A 19,277-nucleotide genomic window follows, 5' to 3' on the forward strand; every position below is an offset into this window, starting at 1 on the left:
TTAGCGTTCTTCAGGCGCCGCTGCAACGGCGGCGCCTTCGTTGCTTGGCAAGGATACTTCTCCATGAGAGATTCCCTCCCCATGAAAAATACCTCTGCGACGCCTTTAGGGGCTGGCGCTAAGCGGTCGACGCCATCCGGCGGTTTGCAGGCGTGGCTGCCTCGCCTGGTGCTGGCACCGTCGGTGGCAATTTCGCTGTTCTTTGTTTACGGCTTCATGCTGTGGACGTTCGTACTCTCGCTAACCAGCTCGCGCATGCTGCCCAGCTATGACTTTGTCGGCTTTGGTCAGTACGCACGCCTGATGGCCAATGAGCGCTGGTGGGTCGCCTCGACCAACCTGATGATTTTTGGCGTGCTGTTCGTGGTGATTTGCCTGGCGATTGGCTCGCTGCTGGCGATACTGCTTGATCAGAAAATTCGCCAAGAGGGCGCGCTGCGTACGATCTATCTTTACCCCATGGCGCTGTCATTTATTGTTACCGGGGTAGTGTGGAAGTGGCTACTCAACCCGCAGCTGGGCATTCAAGCGATGGTTCAAGGCTGGGGCTTTGAGTCGTTTCGCTTTGACTGGATTGTCGATCCTGATATGGCGATTTATACCCTGGTGATTGCCGCCGTATGGCAGGCGTCAGGCTTTGTGATGGCGCTGTTTTTAGCTGGCTTACGGGGTATCGATGACAGCATTATCAAAGCGGCGCAACTAGATGGCGCTAGCCTGCCGCGCATTTATTGGCGCGTAGTGATGCCCTGCCTGCGCCCAGTCGTGTTTAGCGCGGTGATGATTTTGGCCCATATTGCCATTAAGAGCTTTGACCTGGTCGTTGCGCTCACCGGCGGTGGGCCTGGCTATGCCACCGATTTACCCGCCACCTTTATGTACGCCCACGCCTTTACCCGGGCGCAGATAGGTTTGGGCTCTGCCAGCGCCATGCTGATGTTGGGCGGCGTGTTGGCGATTTTGATTCCTTATCTCTACTCCGAATTAAGGAGCCGCAAGCATGGCTAATGTGATTCGTCGTCAGACGCCCGCTGCGCGGCTGGGCCGTGGCCTGCTCTATGGCGTGCTGATACTCGCCGCGCTGTTCTATATTCTACCGCTGGTGGTCATGCTGATGACCTCGGTGAAGCCGCTGAGCGAAATCAGTGCCGGGTCGCTGCTCTCGTTTCCGCAAAATCCCACTTTCGCGCCGTGGACAAAAGCCTGGGGTGAAGCCTGTACCGGCATGCGCTGCGATGGCGTTGGCGGCTACTTCTGGAACTCCTTTGCGATTGTGATTCCAGCGGTGCTGATCTCAACCACTATCGGAGCCCTTAACGGCTATGCGCTGACCAAATGGCGCTTCAAAGGCTCTGAATTAGTCTTCGCGCTAATGCTGTTTGGCTGTTTTATTCCTTTCCAGGTGGTGCTGTTGCCCATGGCGCAAACCCTCGGCTGGCTGGGGATCTCCAGCTCCCGCGCCGGGTTGATTCTGGTTCACGTGGTCTTTGGCATCGCTTTCACCACGCTGTTTTTCCGCAACTTCTACGTGGGTATCCCCAACGAGCTGGTATCGGCGGCGAAGTTGGATGGCGCGGGCTTTTTCCGCATCTTCTGGCGCATTCTACTACCGGTTTCGGCTCCGATTATTGTCGTCTCAGTGATTTGGCAGTTCACCCAAATCTGGAACGACTTCCTGTTTGGCGTGGCGTTTTCAGCCCACAACACCCAGCCCGTTACCGTGGCGCTAAACAACCTAGTGAATACCTCCACCGGCGTTCGCGAGTACAACGTGGATATGGCGGCGGCGATGATTGCCGCGCTGCCCACTCTGGTGGTGTACGTGCTGGCGGGAAAATACTTCGTACGCGGGCTGACAGCCGGTTCCGTTAAAGGCTAATAACAACTAGGTGAGTGGCAACCATTTCTAGAAGGTCAGAAGCAGCCCGTAGCGGGGGTCTTTCGCCAGGGATGGCGAAAGTAGCGCCCAGGGATGGGTTCACAGCGCCCCCGCGGAGGGCTGCTTCTGGCCAACCCAGATGAATGGAGTTTGTCAGTCGCTTTAGAATAGGATTTTCATTATGGCAGCGTTAGAAATCCACAACGTGCGTAAAGAGTTTGGCAGCGAGCGGGTGCTCAAAGACGTTAGTATCTCCATCGATTCCGGCGAGTTTTTGATTCTGGTTGGGCCGTCAGGCTGCGGTAAGTCCACGCTGATGAACGCCATTGCCGGGCTTGAGCCAGTGACGTCCGGCAATATTTATATCGATGGTGAAGACGTAACCTGGCGCACCCCCGCGGATCGGGATATCGCCATGGTATTTCAGTCCTACGCGCTTTACCCCAGCATGACTGTACGCCAGAACATCAGCTTCGGGCTGGAGATGCGCAAGGTGCCCAAAGCCGAGCGGGAAGCCGCGGTGGAGCGGGTAGCCGATCTACTGCAAATTACCCACCTGCTGGAACGCAAGCCTGCACAGCTCTCCGGCGGGCAGCGTCAGCGTGTAGCCATGGGACGTGCGTTGGCTCGGGAGCCAAAGGTGTACCTGTTTGACGAACCGCTCTCTAATCTGGATGCCAAACTGCGCGTGGATATGCGCACCGAGATCAAAAAGCTCCACCAGCGCCTGGGCACCACCATTGTTTACGTCACCCACGACCAGGTCGAAGCCATGACCCTGGCCGACTGCATTGCGGTGATGCGCGACGGCCATATTCTGCAGCTCGGCTCGCCGGATGAGGTCTACAACAACCCGGTGGATATGTTTGTGGCTGGCTTTATGGGCTCGCCGTCGATGAACTTCATTCGCGCCACACTGGAGGACGATAACGGTGGGTATCAACTGAGGATTGCCACGCCAGGTGAGGATGAGCTGGTGCTACCCTGGCCGGAGGAGCGCATCGCACCAGATATGGCCGAGCGGTTGAATCAGCCGGTGATTCTTGGCCTGCGTCCGGAGCACTTCAGCGAAGAGGATGAGCGGTTAACGTCCCAAGCCGAAGGAACGCTGCTGAGCGCCAGTGTGGCGGTGGTAGAACCTACCGGGGCGGATATCTTGCTGCGTTTACCCCTGGGCGAACAGGAAGTTACCGCCCGTGTTGGGCCTAAATGCGCAGTGGTTGCAGGGGAGCGCTTATCGCTACGTGTTGATATGGGCAGAGCGATTCTATTTGATGCCGAGACCGAGCAGCGTATTGCGTAAGCGGTTTGACTTGAACCTGTTGTGAAATAGTAGGCCCCCTGCTGGTTTCAGCAGGGGGCCTCTTTTGTAGTTACCTAAAGGTTTCAACTGCAGGTATTACTTACGAATAAGCCGTAGCTCGCCATTGAGCGCCTTGATGATCGAGTAGCACATCAGCAGCATCACAATCGAGAACGGAATAGCGGTGGCGGTAACACCGGCCTGAAGGGCGGTCAGACCACCACCGATAAGCAGCACAATCGCGATGAGGCCCTCGACGACTGCCCAGAACATACGCTGTGGCCGCGGAGCATCGATTTTACCACCGGCGGTGATGGTATCGATGACCAGGGAGCCGGAATCCGAGGAGGTGACAAAGAAGATCAGCGCCAGGACGATACCCAGGGTCGACATCAGGCCCGTCAACGGTAGTTCGTTCAGCATGCCGAACAGCGAAAGCTCGGGTCTGTAGTTGTCGATTACATACTCTTTAACCAGGCTGCCCACCGGGTCAGCATAGAGCTGTTCAAGGGCGGTTGAGCCAAAGACGCCCATCCAGATAAAGATAAACAGACTGGGAACCAGCAACACGCAGAGTATAAACTCACGCACCGTGCGGCCCCGGGATACCCGAGCGATAAACATCCCCACAAAAGGTGCCCAGCTAATCCACCAAGCCCAGTAGAAAATCGTCCAGGACTGGCGGTAGGCATCATCCTCACGACCAAAGGGCGCGGACAGAGGAATAAAGTCCGTGACATAGGTGGTAAGTCCCGACCAGAAACCCGCCATGGCCAGCAGAGTAGGGCCAGCGAAAAGCACAAAAAAGAAGAACAGAACGGCCAGGATCATGTTGATCTCTGAGAGCTTCTTCAAGCCGCCCTCAAGACCGCGCCAAACCGACACCAGCGCCACCGCCGTCACCAGAATGATGACGATGACCTGGGTCAAGGTGCTTACTTCCAGGCCGAAGACAAAGTTCATCCCCGCATTAGCCTGCTGTGCCCCAAGCCCAAGGGACGTTGCCAGCCCGAAGAGGGTGGAAAACACCGCCAGGATATCGATCACATGGCCCCACCAGCCCCAGACGCGCTCACCGAGAATGGGAAAAAACGCCGAGCGAATCGAGAACGGCAAGCCTTTGTTATAGGTAAACAGACCCAGCGCCAGCGCCATGACTATATACACCGCCCAGCCATGGATACCCCAATGGAGATAGGTACCCGCCAGGCCCATGGCGCTGGCGTTATCAACAGCGGCTGGATTCAGCGCCCCATCGGCGCCGAAGGGGGATGCGATGCCCAGAGGCAGCGAGACATTGGCGTGATAAACCGGTTCTAGTACGCCGAAGAACAGCAGGCCGATGCCGATTCCCGCGGTGAACAGCATGGCGAACCAGGAGAGATAGCTGTGATCCGGTCGCGCATCGGCCCCGCCCAGCCTGACTGAGCCATAAGGCAGAACCACCAGCGCTAAGCAGAACAGAATAAAGAAGTCGACCAGAATCATGAAATACCAGTCCAACGTTCCCGTCGAGAAGGCAACAATGGACTGAAAAGTGCTCCCCGCTCGCTCTGGAAACAGCAGGGTGAGGACGATGAAGATAGCGGAAGCAAGCGCGGATACCACAAAAACGCGGTTGTGGATGTCGAAACCGATGGGGCCAAGCTGCCCCTTGATATTGTCCTGGCCGACGACATAGTCGGTCTGCATGTCGCTCGTTACCGAAGGCGACTCAGGATCATTGGGATGGTTCATACACTACGTCTCCTCAGTGGAAGATGCCATGTCAAACCCCCATCATGAGGATAAACAGCGTTGAATCCCATTTTGTGGCCGAAAAGGAGGGGTGCCGCCGTTTAACCCTTTAGCGATTCTGCGGCACCTTTTCTTTATCGAGCCGTTTGATTTGCCGCCACAGGTCTTGGCGTAGATCGGCGATTTTGGGCTGCTCATCGGCAGTGAAGGGCACCGGACGACAGAGCCGCTGGGCGCGTAACCCAAGGCGCGCGCTAAGCAGCCCGGTGGCGAGGCCTTGACCCGCACGGGCGGAAAGGCGGCTGGCTAAATCCAGCGAGAGCATATCCATACTGGCGTCGGTGGCCAGTTCGCTGGCACCGGCAAAAGCCATGTTGTGCAGCACGTTACGAAACAGCCGCAGGCGGCTGGCGTAGCCCAGCTCAAGCCCATAAAGGCGGCAGAGTCGATCCACCATCGCCAGGCTGCGCCAGGCCACCAGCGCCATATCCACCAGTGTTAGCGGGCTGATGGCGACCATGATGGCGGTTTCACCGGACATACGCGTAATCAGGCGCTGGGCTTCCCGGTCACGCGGCGCTAGCAGGTGGTAACGCAGCAGCGTCTGGATCTCCTCACCACTATGGTGGGGTTGGCTGGCGCGCTGAAAGGCTAGCCAGTGCGGGTCATCGTCGGCGAGCTTAAGTTGGCGCCTCAACTGCTCGGCCATGGCCCGGGCCTGCTTGGGCGAGCGTAGCGGCAGCTCGGCCAGATCGCCGCGCAGTTTGTCGTGGCGCTTGAGACGGCGCAAACGGCCCACCTCTTTGAGCAGGGAGAGGCCGCCCAAGCCAATCAGGCTGACCCCGAACAGCTGCCAGGCCATGGCTAGCCACTGCGACTGAGCCATCGCATCAGGAATGCCGGTGACCAGTTCTGCCGTGCCTAGCCCGGCACCACCCACCAGGGCAAATAGCAGCCCCCAGCGGCGTTTACGCGGCGCACCTAAACTGGCAGCAGGCAGCGCTTTATCTTCGGGAAGGGGCGCCAATGGATGATGCTCGCTGGCGCCAGCAAAGGCTTCGCGCTGACGTAGGACTGTCTCTGCATCAGCGGCCTTTTCAGGCTGGTCATCCAGCGTGAAGTGGCGGCGTGGCTGTGGGGTGGTCATGTCAGTTTATCTCCAATCAGCCAGTCGATGGCGGCGTCCATGCGGATATGATCCAACGCTTCTGAGCTGGTTGGCATCGGGCGAAAGGCGGGGAAGTCGAAGCCCTGCTGCTGCCAGAAATCGGCAGCGGGCAGCCGGGCGGGCACATCGCCGGGGTAAACCAGCACCTCTTCGCCCTCTAGTGTGGTGCCTCGCAGTGCAGGTGAACGCTTACCCTCATGGGTTACCTCACGGGCTTCAGTGGCACGAATGGCCGCCAGCGAGAGCGCTTTAACCGGCACGTTGGCAAAGCGAAGGTCTTTGAGAGGCTCTGCCAGCAGGGCCTCCAACAGCTGTACCAAGTGGCCGTGTTGATCGGGAGTGACGTGATCGGCTTTGGTGGCGGCAATCGCCAGGCGGTCAATTTTAGGTGCGAACAGGCGCGTAAGTAGACTGCGTTGGCCATAATCGAAGCTGTGCATTAACTGGCGTAGCGCGCTGGAAAGGTCTTCAAAGCGTTCTGGCCCGGCATTGAGCGCGCCAAGCACGTCCACCAGTACAATCTGGCGGTCAAAGCGGCGGAAGTGATCGCGATAAAAGGGCTTGACCACTTGCTGCTGGTAGTAGCGAAAGCGCGCCGCCAGGGTAGCGTAAAGGCTATTGGCAGGCAGTGCCTCCAGCGTTTCTCTAGAGGTGTTGAGTTGAGAGGCGTCGAGCTGCGGTAGCGGAAAAAACTGCAGCACCGGCGCACCTTCCAGTTCGCCGGGCAGTAAAAAACGCCCTGGCTGCAGGTCGGAAAAACCGGCCTTTTTGGCGCGACGAAGGCCTTGAGCGTACTCCTCGGCAAGAGCAGCAAGCTGGGCTTCATCCGCTTCGCCAGCGGGGTCGAGCTGTTCTACTGCGGCAAGCCATTCGCTAAACAGGCTGCGGCGCTGTTCGCCCTCGTGTAACGCCTGGGCCTGGCTCCAGCTATAAAAGTCGTGCTGCAGCAGCGGCAAATCGAGCAGCCACTCGCCGGGGTAGTCGAATAGATCCAGGGTAAGGTGGGCGATTTCAGGGGTTAGCCAGCCGCTGCGGGCAGGGCGGTAGCGCAGCTGTAAGCGTAACTCGCTGATGCCGCGGGTGGGCTCCGGCCAGCGCGGCGGCGTATCGCGTAGTGCAGCCATGCCGGGGTCGTAGGGAAACCGTGGCACGCCTAAGTCGGGCTGGTTAAGCCGCTGGGCACCCAGCAAGCGGCCTTCCCGGGCAGCGGGTAGCAAATCGAGCTGCGCCTCAACGCCCGCATGACGCAGTTGATTGACCAACGACGTCAAAAACGCGGTTTTCCCCGCTTGGGAAAGGCCGGTGACCGCCAAGCGCAGCTGGCGATCTCGCCCACGCTCTAATAAATTGCTCAGTTCGCGACTTAACGGCTGGCGCATCCTTTCGATCCCTTTGTAGGAGCCTGTCTGACTTAACACTGATCTACTGCGAATCCCGGTATTTTGGCCAACTTTATTCGATCAATTTCGTTAAATAGCACGCTATTCGCCTCAATCGATCGATAAATTTGGCTCAAAATCCGTGCTTCTCGCGACGATCGGCCAAGCCAGGCAGGCTCTCTTAGCCTTTACTGGCTAAACATTAATACCAGTTGCGAAAGCATCGGTAGGGTGGCGATCAAAAAGCCAACCCCCGCCAGTGTGTAGCCTGGCCAGCGCCGAGTCATCTTCTGCGCCAAGGTTAGGCCCACTAAGCACACCACCATACCGATTAAATTAAACGCCAGCGTGGCGGCTTCTAGCCATTGTTGCGGATCCATTGGATCTCCCTAGCTCTAATGCCATTGAGCACATGATAGCAAAGCATTGATGAACCGAAGATTAACTGCGGCTGAGGGTGGTGCCTAACAGGTGCTGGGCGCCAGGCACTAGCCAGACTGGGTCTAGGCGTGTATTGGCGGCTTCAACGCAGATAAAATGTCGTGCTACGTCGACGGGCGTGTCGCTGGGAAGGTCATTGTTGGGGTGCCACACTACCGTGGAGTCGCTGGACTGCTTGCCGATGCGCAGGCTGCGCTCACCATCGTTGAGCAGCACGGCTTCATTGGTGTGATAAATGCGGTCAACGGCGCCTTGAACGGCCAACGTGCCTTGCTGTTCGCTCTCCGCAAAGTCGCGCAGTTTGTCAAGATAGCGCGCGCCGGAAAGGCCTTCCAGACGACACTGGTGGGTATCGGCAACGGCTAAATAGGTATGCAGCGCACCGCTGGTTTTAATCGGCGTTTCGCCGATGTTTTCGCTAATCAGCTCAACGTTCAAGCGCTGGGCGTTGGCTTGTACCACCAGGCGAGCGGTAAGCAGTGTATGTAGGGGCTGTGCTGGAGAGAGGTGGAGCTCAATTCCCTCGGCGTGCTCATCAACAGCGTCTAGACGCCACTCAGCATGGCGGGCAAGGCCATGGAAAGGGCCGTTGTGGTTGGGGCTCTCATCGGCATAGCGCTCGTCGGCAAACCACGGCCAGCAGAGCGGAATACCACCCCGGATAGCGCCTGGCAGCGCCTGGGGCGTAGGCGTCAGCCATAACCAGCCGGTATCACCAGCAGGGCAGAAGTGCAGCACTTGAGCGCCCTGGAGACTAACCACCAACTCGCCCCAAGGCATATTGAAAAGCACCACGTCGCGGCCTTCCCACGGTGTCGTATGCTGTCCTTGAGTGCTTTTAATCAGTTGATTGAGCGAGTCGGGGATCATGAATTTTCCTTTAAGAGTTGCCAAGCATCGATACCGAATAGGCGCCGAACACTAACGCTGTGTGCTATGGTAGAACAAGCGTGACTCTAAGGTAAAACGCGTAACTGCAACCCGTAATCGAGATAGTAAGGAGACTATATGGGCTTTATTGCATGGTTAATCATTGGTGGCCTGGCTGGTTGGATTGCTGGCAACATCATGCGCGGCGGCGGTTTTGGCATCCTGGGTAACATCGGTGTCGGTATCGTTGGTGCGGTTATAGGTGGTTTTTTGTTTAGCCTTCTGGGCCTCTCGTCCGGTGGCTTTATCGGTTCGCTAGTCACCGCGATCGTGGGTGCCGTGGTGCTTCTTTGGGTAATCAGTAAGGTTAAAAAAGCGTAGCGATTGAGTTGCTACCTGTATGTCACCGCCCGGCCTTTTGCCGGGCGGTGTCGTTTTATGCATACCGAGGCCTAAGGCTATCGGTGTTCGCACCACTTTCCGTTACACTAGGCAGTTTTACTTCCGGCTATTGGCTGGTGTTATTGTGCTTTTTCGAGGTGCCTCTTGATCGACGTGTTAAATGCCTGGTGGGCCCAACAGCTGGTGCTGTGTGATTGGGCGTTTACTCCTCATCCGCTGGCGGTCGATGCAGGGGCGGCAGAGCAGCGCCTGCTACAACTGGGCATTACCAATCGAGGCGAGCTGGCCGAACAGCTCTTCCACGGGCTGGGGGCTCCCGCAGGTAGCGCTGACCGTTTGCTAGGCGCTTTGGAATGGGCCGCGTTGGCGGGAGCGGCTGGCTGGTTAGAGGCTGACCAAGCCCGTCATTGGGCGCACCACCTAACCCGCCGCATCACCAGTGATTACAGCGACCTACGTGCCTGGCTAGCAGACCTGCGCCGTGCGTTAGGCGCGCGGGGCTGGGAAGTGGGGGCCGATGACCGTTTTATTGACGCTTGCCAAGCGCTGGCCAAGCTTGAAACCGATGGCGAGGGGGTTACCTGGGATACGCTTGAAAATGCCCTGGCTGAACTGCCGGCTCCCGCTTCGCTATGGCCCCAGCAGCCCGAAGCGCAGAGCTGGCGGCTATGCGCGCTGTTCCGGCCGGTTATTGTCTATCCTGCCAGCCAAACCGACTGGCCCGAGGCCACCGAGTGGCTGGCCCACGTGTGGGATGTCCATGACCGTGACGCGCTAATAGGCGTGATGCTTTGGCTAGGCGCTCAAGGCGAGCGCCAGCGCTGGGATATCGAAGCACGCGAATTGCTCAGTATGGACAACGCCCAACGCATGGAGTGGCAGCGTAGCGTTGTGGAAGATTCGCCCTATGCGCCGGTGCTGAATAAGTTCGTCACTCAAGGCGAGCCCCTGGAGTGGGCGGCTTGGGATTGGCTACGGATTGTGGAACTTGCCTGGGCTGGCGCCTGCTGTGGCTTGCTGAGCCAGGAAGAGGCTGATGACTTAGCGGGGCACGCCGCTGATTTACTCAGTCGGCGCTACCACGACTGGTATGCCGTGCTGAATGCGTACGGGCGCGGGCAGAGTCTGTTTGATGGCATTGACCGGCGGGGTAAAACACCCAGCGAGCGGCATCAGTTGTTGCTGCACAGCGCCCATAGCCCTTGGAATAGCCCCTGGAAATGCTCCCCAGGGGAGCTATTGGATGAGCCTACACGCAAGGCATCTCAAGCGCGCATTCGGCAGTGGCGCAATACGCCCCATCACTGGTTGTTGGCGCTGGCCAGCGTACGCGAACCGGATGCCATGCTGCGCCAGATAGCCCCCTCCGCGGCGCTGCCGGAAGAGCAGCGTGCCGATGCGGCGCTCTATTTGCAGGAGTCACTTGGCTTACATGCCGATGAAGGCGCTCATGCACTGGCGCGCTACTGGTTACCCGCTCAGGCGCACCATCTTAATCAGTTGGCGGCCGACGCCGTGCATGGCGTTTTGCCTCCCTCGCAAAGCTGGTTTGGTCAGCCGACCCCGGAAGAGCTTAAGCAGCGCAACGCGGTTAAAGGGGTAAGCCGCCATGCGGCGACGATCCATATGGCCGAAAAATTCGCCTTCTATCTGCATATGTCCCTCGACAGCGGCTTATTCGATCGCGCGCCGTTAATGGAGTATGCCAGCGCACTGCGAAGCTGCCTGTGCCGTTTTTATCCCAATGCCAAACGGTTGTTAGAAGCCTGGTTCGCTTGGGAGAGCTGTCTGCCCGAGCCTGAGCACGCCTCGCTGGTGAATGAAATTATTTGGCACATTGAAGATCCTGGCAGTCTGTTTCACTGGTTGGATTGGCGTCACGACGCCTGGCGCGAACCGGGTAGCCGCCCCACCTTAAGTCACTTCACCGCTATGTCGCTGGTGGGCCCGTTGAACAGTGCGGTATGGAGTGAGCCCCAGCCTGAGAGTGCCCGTGAGTGTGCCGAGATTCGCGAGTGGGTGGAGAGCCACTACCACTTGAGCAACGCAGGCGATATGCAGGAGTTTTTGACCTACATGCTCGAATCGGGGGATCGCCAGGAGTATCAGATTAACTACGCGCCCTATACCCTCAATGCTGAACGCTTAAGCGCTGAGATCGCCATTCTTGAATCCGGCGACTGTGCTGAAGATGAACGCCACCACCTGCTTCGCTTACGTCGTGTGCGCGACAACGAAGATGGCTGTAATGAGGTGGATATGGCGGCCTGGGATATTGCCCAGCTGGTTGATTTGGCCATTGCCGCGCGGCAGTTAAACTGGCTGGATAGCGCTGCTTTCGCTAAGGTGTTGGATCGTGCTTACCAACTGGCGGCAGATCACTATGCCGGATGGCAGGAGTACGCCATGGGGATGTACGCAGGCTTCTCGTTTTTTATGGGCGAAACCCCGGAGCGAGAAAGCTTTTTAGCTGGTTTTCGTCAGGCGCTGGTGGCCTGGATATGCGGTGCACCGGTCTTGGCTGGCCCATGGGTGAGCTTGGATTTTCCAGGCAATAAACCACGCCATTTTGCGCCACTGCATATTGATACCTTACCGGGCGATCAGCGCACATTACATTGATGCTCGCCAAACATATGATAATTAGCTTATAGTCGTGCTTAGAAAAAATGAGTTTTGTCATACCGCCCTCTTATTAATGTCACGAGGTTAATCGCATGGTTGCGTCGCCACGCCCCGCTGTGACCGCTGTCCGTGTCGTAAGTGTCTGTTTTTTAGTTACATTGGTCGCTGGCTGTGCAGGTTCAGCGCGACAAAACAATATTCAGGCCCCCGAGAATTACTTTTCAATGACGTTGCCGGGAATGGGGGCGAACCCGCAAATGTCCCCGGTTGATCCCATCGATGCGCATTTGCGCAGCTTGCAAGTACCACCGCCAACAGTGGTTCGCGAGGCGCTGATGGCGCAACACCAGCGCTGGGCAGGAACGCCTTACCGAATTGGCGGCACCTCAGAAAGAGGCATCGACTGTTCGGCCTTGGTTCGTAATGTTTACCGTGACACCTTTAATTTAGAGCTTCCGCGCTCCACCCGTGGTCAAGTACACGAGGGACGCCCGATCGACCGCCAAGAGCTGCAGGCGGGCGATCTGGTGTTCTTCCGACCGCCGGGTCGTTATAACCATGTGGGTATCTACGTGGGCGATGGGTATTTTCTCCACGCCTCGACCTCAAAAGGGGTCATTATCTCCAGCCTGAATAATAGTTACTGGCAGCGCTACTACTGGCAGTCACGTCGCGCGCTGGAGCCAACGCATCTGGCCCAGCTGGGTGGCAGCGTTTTCCAGTAGCCAGATCGAACACGTTTTAGGAACGGCATGATTGAAGCCAAATCGCGCGCCTGGTGGCGCGCCACCTTGGCGCTTTGCCTCGGCTCATTTCTTGTTTTTATCAATTTATACGCACCACAGCCGCTGCTGCCGGGGTTAAAGGAGACCTATCAGGTCTCGACCTTAGGTGTCAGCCTGCTCATGTCGGTGTCAACTCTCTCCTTAGCCATTGCGCTGTTGGTCTTTGGGCCACTCTCGGATGCCATTGGTCGCGAAGGCATAATGCGCATTACTCTGCTGCTTGCAGGCGGTTGTTCTATTGCCTTGGCATTCGCCCCCACCTTTGAAAGCTTGCTGTTTTTGCGCCTGGTGCAGGGCTTTGTGCTGGGCGGGCTGCCAGCGGTGGCGATCGCCTGGATGGGCGATGAGTTTGAGAAGCCTGCGCTGTTAAGCGCTGTAGGACTCTATATTGGTGCTAATTCACTTGGCGGAATCAGTGGGCGTATCGTCGGTGGCGGCGCCGCTGAAATTGGCGGCCCCACGGCGGCATTTCTAGCGGTCGGCATTATGACGCTAATTGGCTGTGGAGTGTTTTGGCGCCTGTTGCCCAATAGCCGCGCCTTTACTCCCCAGCGCTTTGAGCTGCGCAAAGCGGCAAGCGATTTAGTCAATCATTTGCGTAACCCGGTGCTACTCGCTGCTTATTGCCTGGGGGGTATCAACTTCCTGATTTTTATCAATCAATACAGCTATATCACCTTTCGGTTGGCGGCAGCGCCGTATCAATTAGCCGCCAGTGGTCTGGGGCTGATTTTTTTGACCTATCTCGGCGGCACCTTCGGTTCGATGATTTCCGGGCGTCTGGCTGGGCGGTTTTCTCCCGCAGCGTGCATGATGGTGGGGGGGGTGATTTTAATGCTGGGTACGGCGATTACCTTAGCGGATTCGCTGCTGATAATTATTGTCGGTTTAACCGTTAATGCCTTTGGCTTTTTCCTGGCTCATTCGTTGGCCTCCAGCTGGGTAGGGCGCTATGCCCAGGGCGCGCGGGGCAGCGCTTCGGCGCTCTACCTGGTGTTTTATTACGTGGGAGCCAGTTTGGGCGGCTTCTGGCTGGAGCCGTTCTGGCGCTGGGCCGGGTGGTCGGGCGTGAGCGTCGGTTCGTGGCTACTGCTGAGTATCACGCTGATAATTGCTTTCGGCTTATGGCGCTTTGAGCGTCGCCAAGTGGTTGGCTAACCTTCACCAGTTGCACGTATCGATGCCGAGCGCAGGTTTCCGCGAGGGCGCTGTGAACCCCTCCCTGGGCGCTACTTTCGACATCCATGTCGAAAGACCCTCGCTTCAACCTGCCCTGGCATCAACTACCATGGCTTCAGATGCCCTTCGCTTAAGTGCAAGCGCTGTGGGCAAAGCCGTTCCAGTAGGGCGGTGTCGTGGCTAATCACCAGCACGCCAAGCTGGCGTTGTTCCGCCTCCCGTTTTAATGCTTGCCAAAGCTCAACCTGGGTAATTGGATCGAGCATGGTGGAGATCTCATCGGCGACGAGAAAGCGTACTCCCAGCGTGAGCGCCCGCAACACGCATACCCGCTGCAGCTCTCCCCCTGATAACGACTGAGGGAAGCGCGACAGCCATTTTGCTTGCACGCCAAACGCTTGGCACTGTGCGTCAGAAGGCGTCCAGGCTTCACGCAGTATCTTACCTACCCGCCAGCGTGGATTCACCGCTAGCTCCGGCGATTGCGGTAGCCACTGCACGGGCTGCACACCGCTTTTCGGTAGCGCCTCGCCATCCAGGGTGACATCACCTGCCTGGGGCGCTAAGTAGCCCGCCAGCAGTTGGCCTAGCGTCGATTTACCCGCCCCCGAGTCGCCGCTTAACCCTAGCCACTGACCCGCGCACAGCGTTAGCGAAATGTCCTGAAGTAGCGGTACCTTGGGGGCAAAGTGAAAACTCAGTTGGCGTGCTTTAAGCAACGTGCGCCTCCTGTTCACGCCGGCTTATGGCAGTCGTTGCAAAAGCGTTGTCCGGCAGCGCCAGCCACAATGCCTGTGAATAAGCGTTGGTAAGCGAAGCGCCGCTGTCCTGAAAGGCGCAGGCGGGCGCAGTTTCGACCAGCTTGCCGTCACGCATAATGGTGACGCGGTCGGCGATTGGCAGCGCATGGCGCAGGTCATGGGTAATCAGAATCACGCTTTTGCCCTGGTTGGCCAGTTCGCGCAGCGCATCCAGCACCCGCTGACGCTGGTGGGGGTCAAGGCCTACGCTGGGTTCATCGGCAATCACCAGCTTGGCTTGGCTGACATGGGCCATGGCCGTCAACACGCGCCGGGCCATGCCGCCGGATAGCTCATGGGCATAGGCCTGCTGTGCACGGGCATCTAGCTGATAGTGATCAAGGGCTTGTTGGGAGGCGTGCCAAGCATGTGCTGATGGCTGGCCTGCGCGCTGGGCTGCCCAGGTCACCTGGCGCTGAGTACGCACCAGCGGATCTAAGGCGCTTAGCGATTGGGGGATCAGCGCCAGCTCACGGCCGCGAAGCTGGCGTTGGCGTGACGCGTTAAGCGGTTTGCCTTGATAGTAAAGCTGACCGTTTAAGCGTGCAGGTGTTGGCAGTAAACCCATAATGGCATAAGCCAATAGGCTTTTTCCGGCACCGGAGGCGCCTACCACCGCATGAACCTCGCCAGGGAACACCGTTAGTGAAAATTCATCCAGGCAGGTGGCCCAGTCGCGCTTCCACCAGGAGGCATACAGAGGTAGCTGTAGCGATAATTGATCAATCGTTAACACGGCAGGCCTCCCATTAATAGTTTTACAGCCAGTGGTTTTTACAGCCAATTTTTCTGAAAAGCGCTAAAGCGCACGGCGTAGGTGGCTTGAGAGGCGCTCGAAACCCAGCACCATCAGTAACAGCCCCAAGCCGGGAAATACCCCCAGCCACCAGTAACCGCCGCTTAAGTAGCGCATGGCATCGGCCAGTAATACGCCAATAGCGGGCTGGCTGGGGCTTAAGCCAAAGCCCAAAAAGGTCAATGCGGCTTCGTGGAGAATGGCGTGGGGAAACAGCAGTAACGCGCCAACCAGGCAGTGGGGAATAAGATGGGGAAGCAGATGGCCGTGGAGCACAAACCAGCGCGATTTACCTAGAGCGCGGGAGATGCGCACATAGGGCGCCTGCCGTAACTGCCATAGTTCGGCGCGCAGCACCCGGGCTAGGCTTGGCCAGTGGGTCACCGCAACGGCAATAATCACTGCCTGGGTACCGCCACCCAGGGCAAAAGCGATCAGCATTAATAAAATCAAATGAGGCACGCTAAGCAGCGTATCAATCAGCAGACTCACCAGCGCATCCAGCCGCGCTGACAGCGTGGCTATCGCTGCCAGGCTCAAGGCAATCAGCGTGCTCAGTAGCGCCGCCAAGCAGCCCACCCAGAAGCTTAGTGCCAGCCCCGCCAGAGTGCGCGCCCAGAGTTCACGGCCCAGCGCGTCGGTGCCCAACCAGTGGTCAACGCTGGGCGGTGCCAGGCGGGCGTCAAACTGCATCTGTTGCGGTGAATCACCCAGCAGCCACTGGCTAGCGACTAGTCCCATGACCAGCAGGGCGGTGACACCCAGGCTGAAGGCGGCACGAAGGCGCGGTTGAGCCTGACTCATAAACCACTTGCCTTAATGCGCGGGTCAATAACGCCATACAGGCTATCGGCGATCATATTGCCGACGCTGACAAACAGGGCGGTAAAGAGTGCGATGCCCAGCAGCAGTGGGACGTCACTGCGCAGGCCCGCTGCCACTGTAGCCTGACCTAAGCCGGGGTAAGCAAATACCTGCTCGATTAAAATGGAGCCGCCAAACAGTTCGCCCAGTGAGGCAAACGCTAGCGTAATCGCCGGTACACTGGCGTGGCGAAGACCGTGGCGCCAAGCCACATCAAGACGGCTGGCGCCCTGAGCAAAGGCGTGAGTAGCAACGTCTGAGCGCATTAGCTCAAGCATGCGGGTGCGGGTGTGCAGGGTGATACTGGCGATGCCCAGCAGTGCCAGGGTCGCCACTGGCAGCAGTAAATGGTGCAACCGTGTGGCGAGGGTGACTTCCTGGTTTAACGCCCCGGCGGGGCCTGCGCAGCAGGTGGGTGTCCACCCCAGGGTTACCGAAAATAGCAGCACCGCAAGTATCGCCAGCCAAAAGGCGGGCGTGGAGGCGGTAATAAAGGCGTAGGTGCTGATGATGTTATCCAGCTTGGAGCCCTCTTTGGCACCCGCCACCACACCCAGGCTAAACCCCACCAGCGCTGAAATGAGCCAGGCGCTGCCCAGTAGCGCAATGGAGCGCTGAAAGCGCTGAGCGATTACCTCACTGACCGGCTGGTTGTATACGTGGCTCCAGCCTAAGTCACCACTGACTAACTGGCGCAGCCAGTGGCCAAACTGAACGGCAACTGACTCATCAAACCCCCAGCGTTGGGCAATCAGTGCGCGCTGCTCTGGGCTCACTTGGGCCATTTGTGGGCCTAGGTAGGCATCAACGGGGTCAATGGGGGAGGCCATCATAAGCCCATACGACACTAGGGCGACGCAGGTTAATACCAGCGCCAGGCGAGCCACGCGCTTGGCGATAGGCGCAATTAGTCGCACGTCCAGCGCCACTCAAGCAGGTTGGCAGTGATTGGCCAGCCGTGGCCGTGGGGCGCTACACCTAGATCTCCGACATCTAAGCAGGTATTGGTAAAATAGACATGCTCAAGATTGACCAGCCAGGCCCAGCTACTATCGCCGCGTACTCCGTAGCCGGTGGTGCCGTCCCACTGCGCTGCCTGCCACTCGCGGTTGGCTTGCTCAAAGCTAGGCGCCGCCTGGGCGGCATCCAAGTGGGCGTCGACCTCTGGATTAGCGTAGAAACCGCTGTTGTAGAAACCGTTGCCCGCATGCTGACTGTGGAAGAGGTAGTAAATCTCCTGGGGACTATGGCTGCCAAAGCCGAACATAATGGCATCCTGGTGCAGCGCTTCGCGCTGGATTTCGTCCCAGTGGCGGCCGGTGGGTTGTATCTCAATTCCCAATGGGCGCACCATCTCAGCACTGACTTCCGCAAGCAGCTGTCGGGTAGTATCGCTGGAGGGGTAGGTAAGTCGAAAGCTAGCGGGCAGGCCATCTTTATAGCGCAGGCCATCATCGCGTAGCTGCCAGCCTGCGGCGTCGAGTATCTCCTCCGCCCGGTCAAGGTCGGGAGCGGTAAGGCGCTCATTGCTATCGCTCCAGGGGAGGCCGTCCGCCGGGCCAAAGGCGGGGCGCCCATAACCGTGCAGTGCCACTTCCACCAGCGTATCGCGGTCAACCGCAAGGTTGATCGCCTGACGTATAGCAATATCTGCCGTCACATTGTTACCAATCGGCGCGCCGGAGGCGGCGTGTTCGCCATTGGCAGGCTGCATGGGAAAAAGAATGCCGCGATTATCGACACTCTCCATAATCACCCGCTGCATATGTGCTGGCACATTGGCCGCCAGTGCAGGGGGCGTCGAGGCGATATCCACTTGGCCAGCATGGGCGGCACTTAGAGTGGCGTCTTCACCGGTAAAGAGAAATACCAGCCGTTCAAAAGCAGGCGTAGGGCCGTAGAAGTAAGGATTGCGCTCGACAATTAACTGCTCGCCTTCCTGCCACTCTACCAACTGATAGGGGCCAGACCCCAGGGGATGGCGACCATACTGATCACTGTAGCCGTTATCACGCTCGGCGCGGGGCACAATGCCCAGTGTCAACAGCTGATCAATAAAGGTAATGCGCGGGGCCTTCAGGCGGAGCGAAACAGTGTGCTTATCCAGCGCGGTTGCTTCAGCCAGGGCGCTAAGATCCGCCCGTCCGCCCGCCTGGGCCGCCGCATTAAAAGTATAAGCCACATCTTCAGCGGTCAGCGGCGTGCCGTCGGCAAAGCGGGCGTCCTCGCGAAGTGTGAGTGTCCAGGTCAGGCGGTCTTCAGAAAGCCACCACTCAGTGGCCAGCTCTGGCTGCGGCGCAAGATCCTTGCCCCGTGAAAGTAGCGTCGACTGAAACAGTGGATTGCCATACTGCCCCCAGCCCAACAGTGGGTCGAAACCCTGCTCGGGTTCGCCGCCAATGGCAAGTACCAGCTGTTCTTTTGCCTGCACAGTGGTGGCTACGACTAAACAACTTAGCGCAATACCCAGTAAGATGGGGCGAGTTGGTTTAGTCATCGCTTTATCCTTTATGCTGTTAGCGTCACTAGTATGATGTTTTTACAATAACATCATACTACCGGTGGTGGCAGCGCATGCAAAGTTAATCAGTACAGGGGGCGTGAATGCAGCGTGTAACGGTAACGCTTGATGAGGAGCTGGTGGCAGAAGTGGATGCGTTGATGCGCGAGCGCGGCTATCAAAACCGCTCAGAGGCGATTCGCGATTTGACCCGCAGCGGCTTAAAACAGGCGAGAGAAGAGGCTGCACCTGACTCGCCCTGCATGGGCGCGCTGGTGTATGTCTATGATCATGCCGCTCGGGAGCTGTCCAAGCGCTTAACACGCCACTCCCATGACCATCATGACCTGACGCTTTCGACCTTGCATGTGCACATCAACCATGACAGTTGCCTGGAAGTGGCGCTGCTCAAAGGCCAGGGGCGGGCGCTCAAGCAGTTTGCTGCTGAAGTCACTTCGTCGCGCAGCGTGCGTCATGGGCAGTTAGTGCTGATACCTGACGAGTAGGCATAAAAAAGGTGACCCTGAGGTCACCTTTTCTGATCGGTAG

The 19,277-nt window shown here is 58.1% G+C and carries 18 protein-coding genes; 8 read left to right on the forward strand and 10 right to left on the reverse strand.

Going from position 1 to position 19,277, the window contains the following annotated elements:
• Positions 1 to 81 precede the first annotated feature (81 nt).
• From RO22_RS06390 to RO22_RS06400, 3 genes are all read left to right on the forward strand, one after another.
• Complete coding sequence (locus RO22_RS06390; RefSeq protein WP_041157867.1) at positions 82 to 1,008, forward strand: carbohydrate ABC transporter permease; 927 nt, start codon at positions 82 to 84, stop codon at positions 1,006 to 1,008.
• Positions 1,001 to 1,879 (forward strand): carbohydrate ABC transporter permease, encoded by an 879-nt coding sequence (locus RO22_RS06395; RefSeq protein ID WP_009287309.1) that lies wholly within the window; start codon positions 1,001 to 1,003, stop codon positions 1,877 to 1,879. The genes RO22_RS06390 and RO22_RS06395 overlap by 8 nt, the downstream gene beginning before the upstream one ends.
• Before the next feature lie 181 nt (positions 1,880 to 2,060).
• Positions 2,061 to 3,182, forward strand: coding sequence for an ABC transporter ATP-binding protein (locus tag RO22_RS06400; protein WP_022520449.1), 1,122 nt, complete (start codon positions 2,061 to 2,063; stop codon positions 3,180 to 3,182).
• A 96-nt stretch (positions 3,183 to 3,278) separates the two neighbouring features.
• On the opposite strand, the gene RO22_RS06405 is transcribed toward RO22_RS06400, so the two are convergent.
• The 5 genes from RO22_RS06405 to RO22_RS06425 all read right to left on the reverse strand — a co-directional run bounded on the left by RO22_RS06405 (position 3,279) and on the right by RO22_RS06425 (position 8,777).
• Positions 3,279 to 4,919: a BCCT family transporter gene (locus tag RO22_RS06405; protein ID WP_022520448.1), complete on the reverse strand. Its 1,641-nt coding sequence runs from the start codon at positions 4,917 to 4,919 to the stop codon at positions 3,279 to 3,281.
• A gap of 109 nt (positions 4,920 to 5,028) precedes the next feature.
• Complete coding sequence (locus RO22_RS06410; RefSeq protein ID WP_009287311.1) at positions 5,029 to 6,066, reverse strand: YcjF family protein; 1,038 nt, start codon at positions 6,064 to 6,066, stop codon at positions 5,029 to 5,031.
• On the reverse strand, positions 6,063 to 7,466 hold the full coding sequence (locus RO22_RS06415; RefSeq protein WP_039859315.1) for a YcjX family protein: 1,404 nt from the start codon (positions 7,464 to 7,466) through the stop codon (positions 6,063 to 6,065). Before RO22_RS06415 ends, RO22_RS06410 begins: the two co-directional genes overlap by 4 nt.
• A gap of 188 nt (positions 7,467 to 7,654) precedes the next feature.
• Complete coding sequence (locus RO22_RS06420) at positions 7,655 to 7,846, reverse strand: hypothetical protein (protein WP_022520445.1); 192 nt, start codon at positions 7,844 to 7,846, stop codon at positions 7,655 to 7,657.
• A gap of 61 nt (positions 7,847 to 7,907) precedes the next feature.
• Positions 7,908 to 8,777, reverse strand: coding sequence for a D-hexose-6-phosphate mutarotase (locus tag RO22_RS06425; RefSeq protein ID WP_041157868.1), 870 nt, complete (start codon positions 8,775 to 8,777; stop codon positions 7,908 to 7,910).
• Between the two features lie 138 nt (positions 8,778 to 8,915).
• Here RO22_RS06425 and RO22_RS06430 point away from each other — a divergent pair, with 138 nt between their 5' ends.
• The 4 genes from RO22_RS06430 to RO22_RS06445 all read left to right on the forward strand — a co-directional run bounded on the left by RO22_RS06430 (position 8,916) and on the right by RO22_RS06445 (position 13,747).
• Positions 8,916 to 9,158, forward strand: a complete 243-nt coding sequence (locus RO22_RS06430) for a GlsB/YeaQ/YmgE family stress response membrane protein (RefSeq protein WP_008958536.1) — start codon at positions 8,916 to 8,918, stop codon at positions 9,156 to 9,158.
• A gap of 165 nt (positions 9,159 to 9,323) precedes the next feature.
• Positions 9,324 to 11,801, forward strand: a complete 2,478-nt coding sequence (locus tag RO22_RS06435; protein ID WP_041157869.1) for a YbeU/YbeR family protein — start codon at positions 9,324 to 9,326, stop codon at positions 11,799 to 11,801.
• A gap of 95 nt (positions 11,802 to 11,896) precedes the next feature.
• On the forward strand, positions 11,897 to 12,529 hold the full coding sequence (locus tag RO22_RS06440; RefSeq protein ID WP_041157870.1) for a C40 family peptidase: 633 nt from the start codon (positions 11,897 to 11,899) through the stop codon (positions 12,527 to 12,529).
• A gap of 27 nt (positions 12,530 to 12,556) precedes the next feature.
• On the forward strand, positions 12,557 to 13,747 hold the full coding sequence (locus RO22_RS06445; protein WP_041157871.1) for an MFS transporter: 1,191 nt from the start codon (positions 12,557 to 12,559) through the stop codon (positions 13,745 to 13,747).
• Positions 13,748 to 13,872: 125 nt separating this feature from the next.
• Here the strand turns inward: RO22_RS06445 and RO22_RS06450 are convergent, their stop codons facing one another.
• The 5 genes from RO22_RS06450 to RO22_RS06470 all read right to left on the reverse strand — a co-directional run bounded on the left by RO22_RS06450 (position 13,873) and on the right by RO22_RS06470 (position 18,725).
• On the reverse strand, positions 13,873 to 14,487 hold the full coding sequence (locus RO22_RS06450; protein ID WP_041157872.1) for an ABC transporter ATP-binding protein: 615 nt from the start codon (positions 14,485 to 14,487) through the stop codon (positions 13,873 to 13,875).
• A complete protein-coding gene (locus RO22_RS06455) occupies positions 14,480 to 15,304 on the reverse strand; it encodes an ATP-binding cassette domain-containing protein (RefSeq protein ID WP_041157873.1) in 825 nt (274 codons plus the stop codon). Before RO22_RS06455 ends, RO22_RS06450 begins: the two co-directional genes overlap by 8 nt.
• 63 nt (positions 15,305 to 15,367) lie before the next feature.
• Positions 15,368 to 16,168, reverse strand: a complete 801-nt coding sequence (locus tag RO22_RS06460) for an ABC transporter permease (protein ID WP_009287317.1) — start codon at positions 16,166 to 16,168, stop codon at positions 15,368 to 15,370.
• Positions 16,165 to 17,145 carry an ABC transporter permease gene (locus RO22_RS06465; RefSeq protein ID WP_039859319.1) on the reverse strand — a complete coding sequence of 327 codons (981 nt, stop codon included), beginning with the start codon at positions 17,143 to 17,145 and terminating at the stop codon, positions 16,165 to 16,167. Before RO22_RS06465 ends, RO22_RS06460 begins: the two co-directional genes overlap by 4 nt.
• Positions 17,136 to 18,725, reverse strand: a complete 1,590-nt coding sequence (locus tag RO22_RS06470; protein ID WP_041157874.1) for an ABC transporter substrate-binding protein — start codon at positions 18,723 to 18,725, stop codon at positions 17,136 to 17,138. Before RO22_RS06470 ends, RO22_RS06465 begins: the two co-directional genes overlap by 10 nt.
• Before the next feature lie 107 nt (positions 18,726 to 18,832).
• Here RO22_RS06470 and nikR point away from each other — a divergent pair, with 107 nt between their 5' ends.
• Entirely contained in the window at positions 18,833 to 19,234 is a 402-nt protein-coding gene (gene nikR / locus RO22_RS06475; protein WP_027959689.1) for a nickel-responsive transcriptional regulator NikR, read from the forward strand.
• Positions 19,235 to 19,277: the final 43 nt, after the last annotated feature.

This window comes from Halomonas sp. KHS3 (genome assembly GCF_000830495.1).
Classification (GTDB): Bacteria; Pseudomonadota; Gammaproteobacteria; order Pseudomonadales; family Halomonadaceae; genus Vreelandella; species Vreelandella titanicae.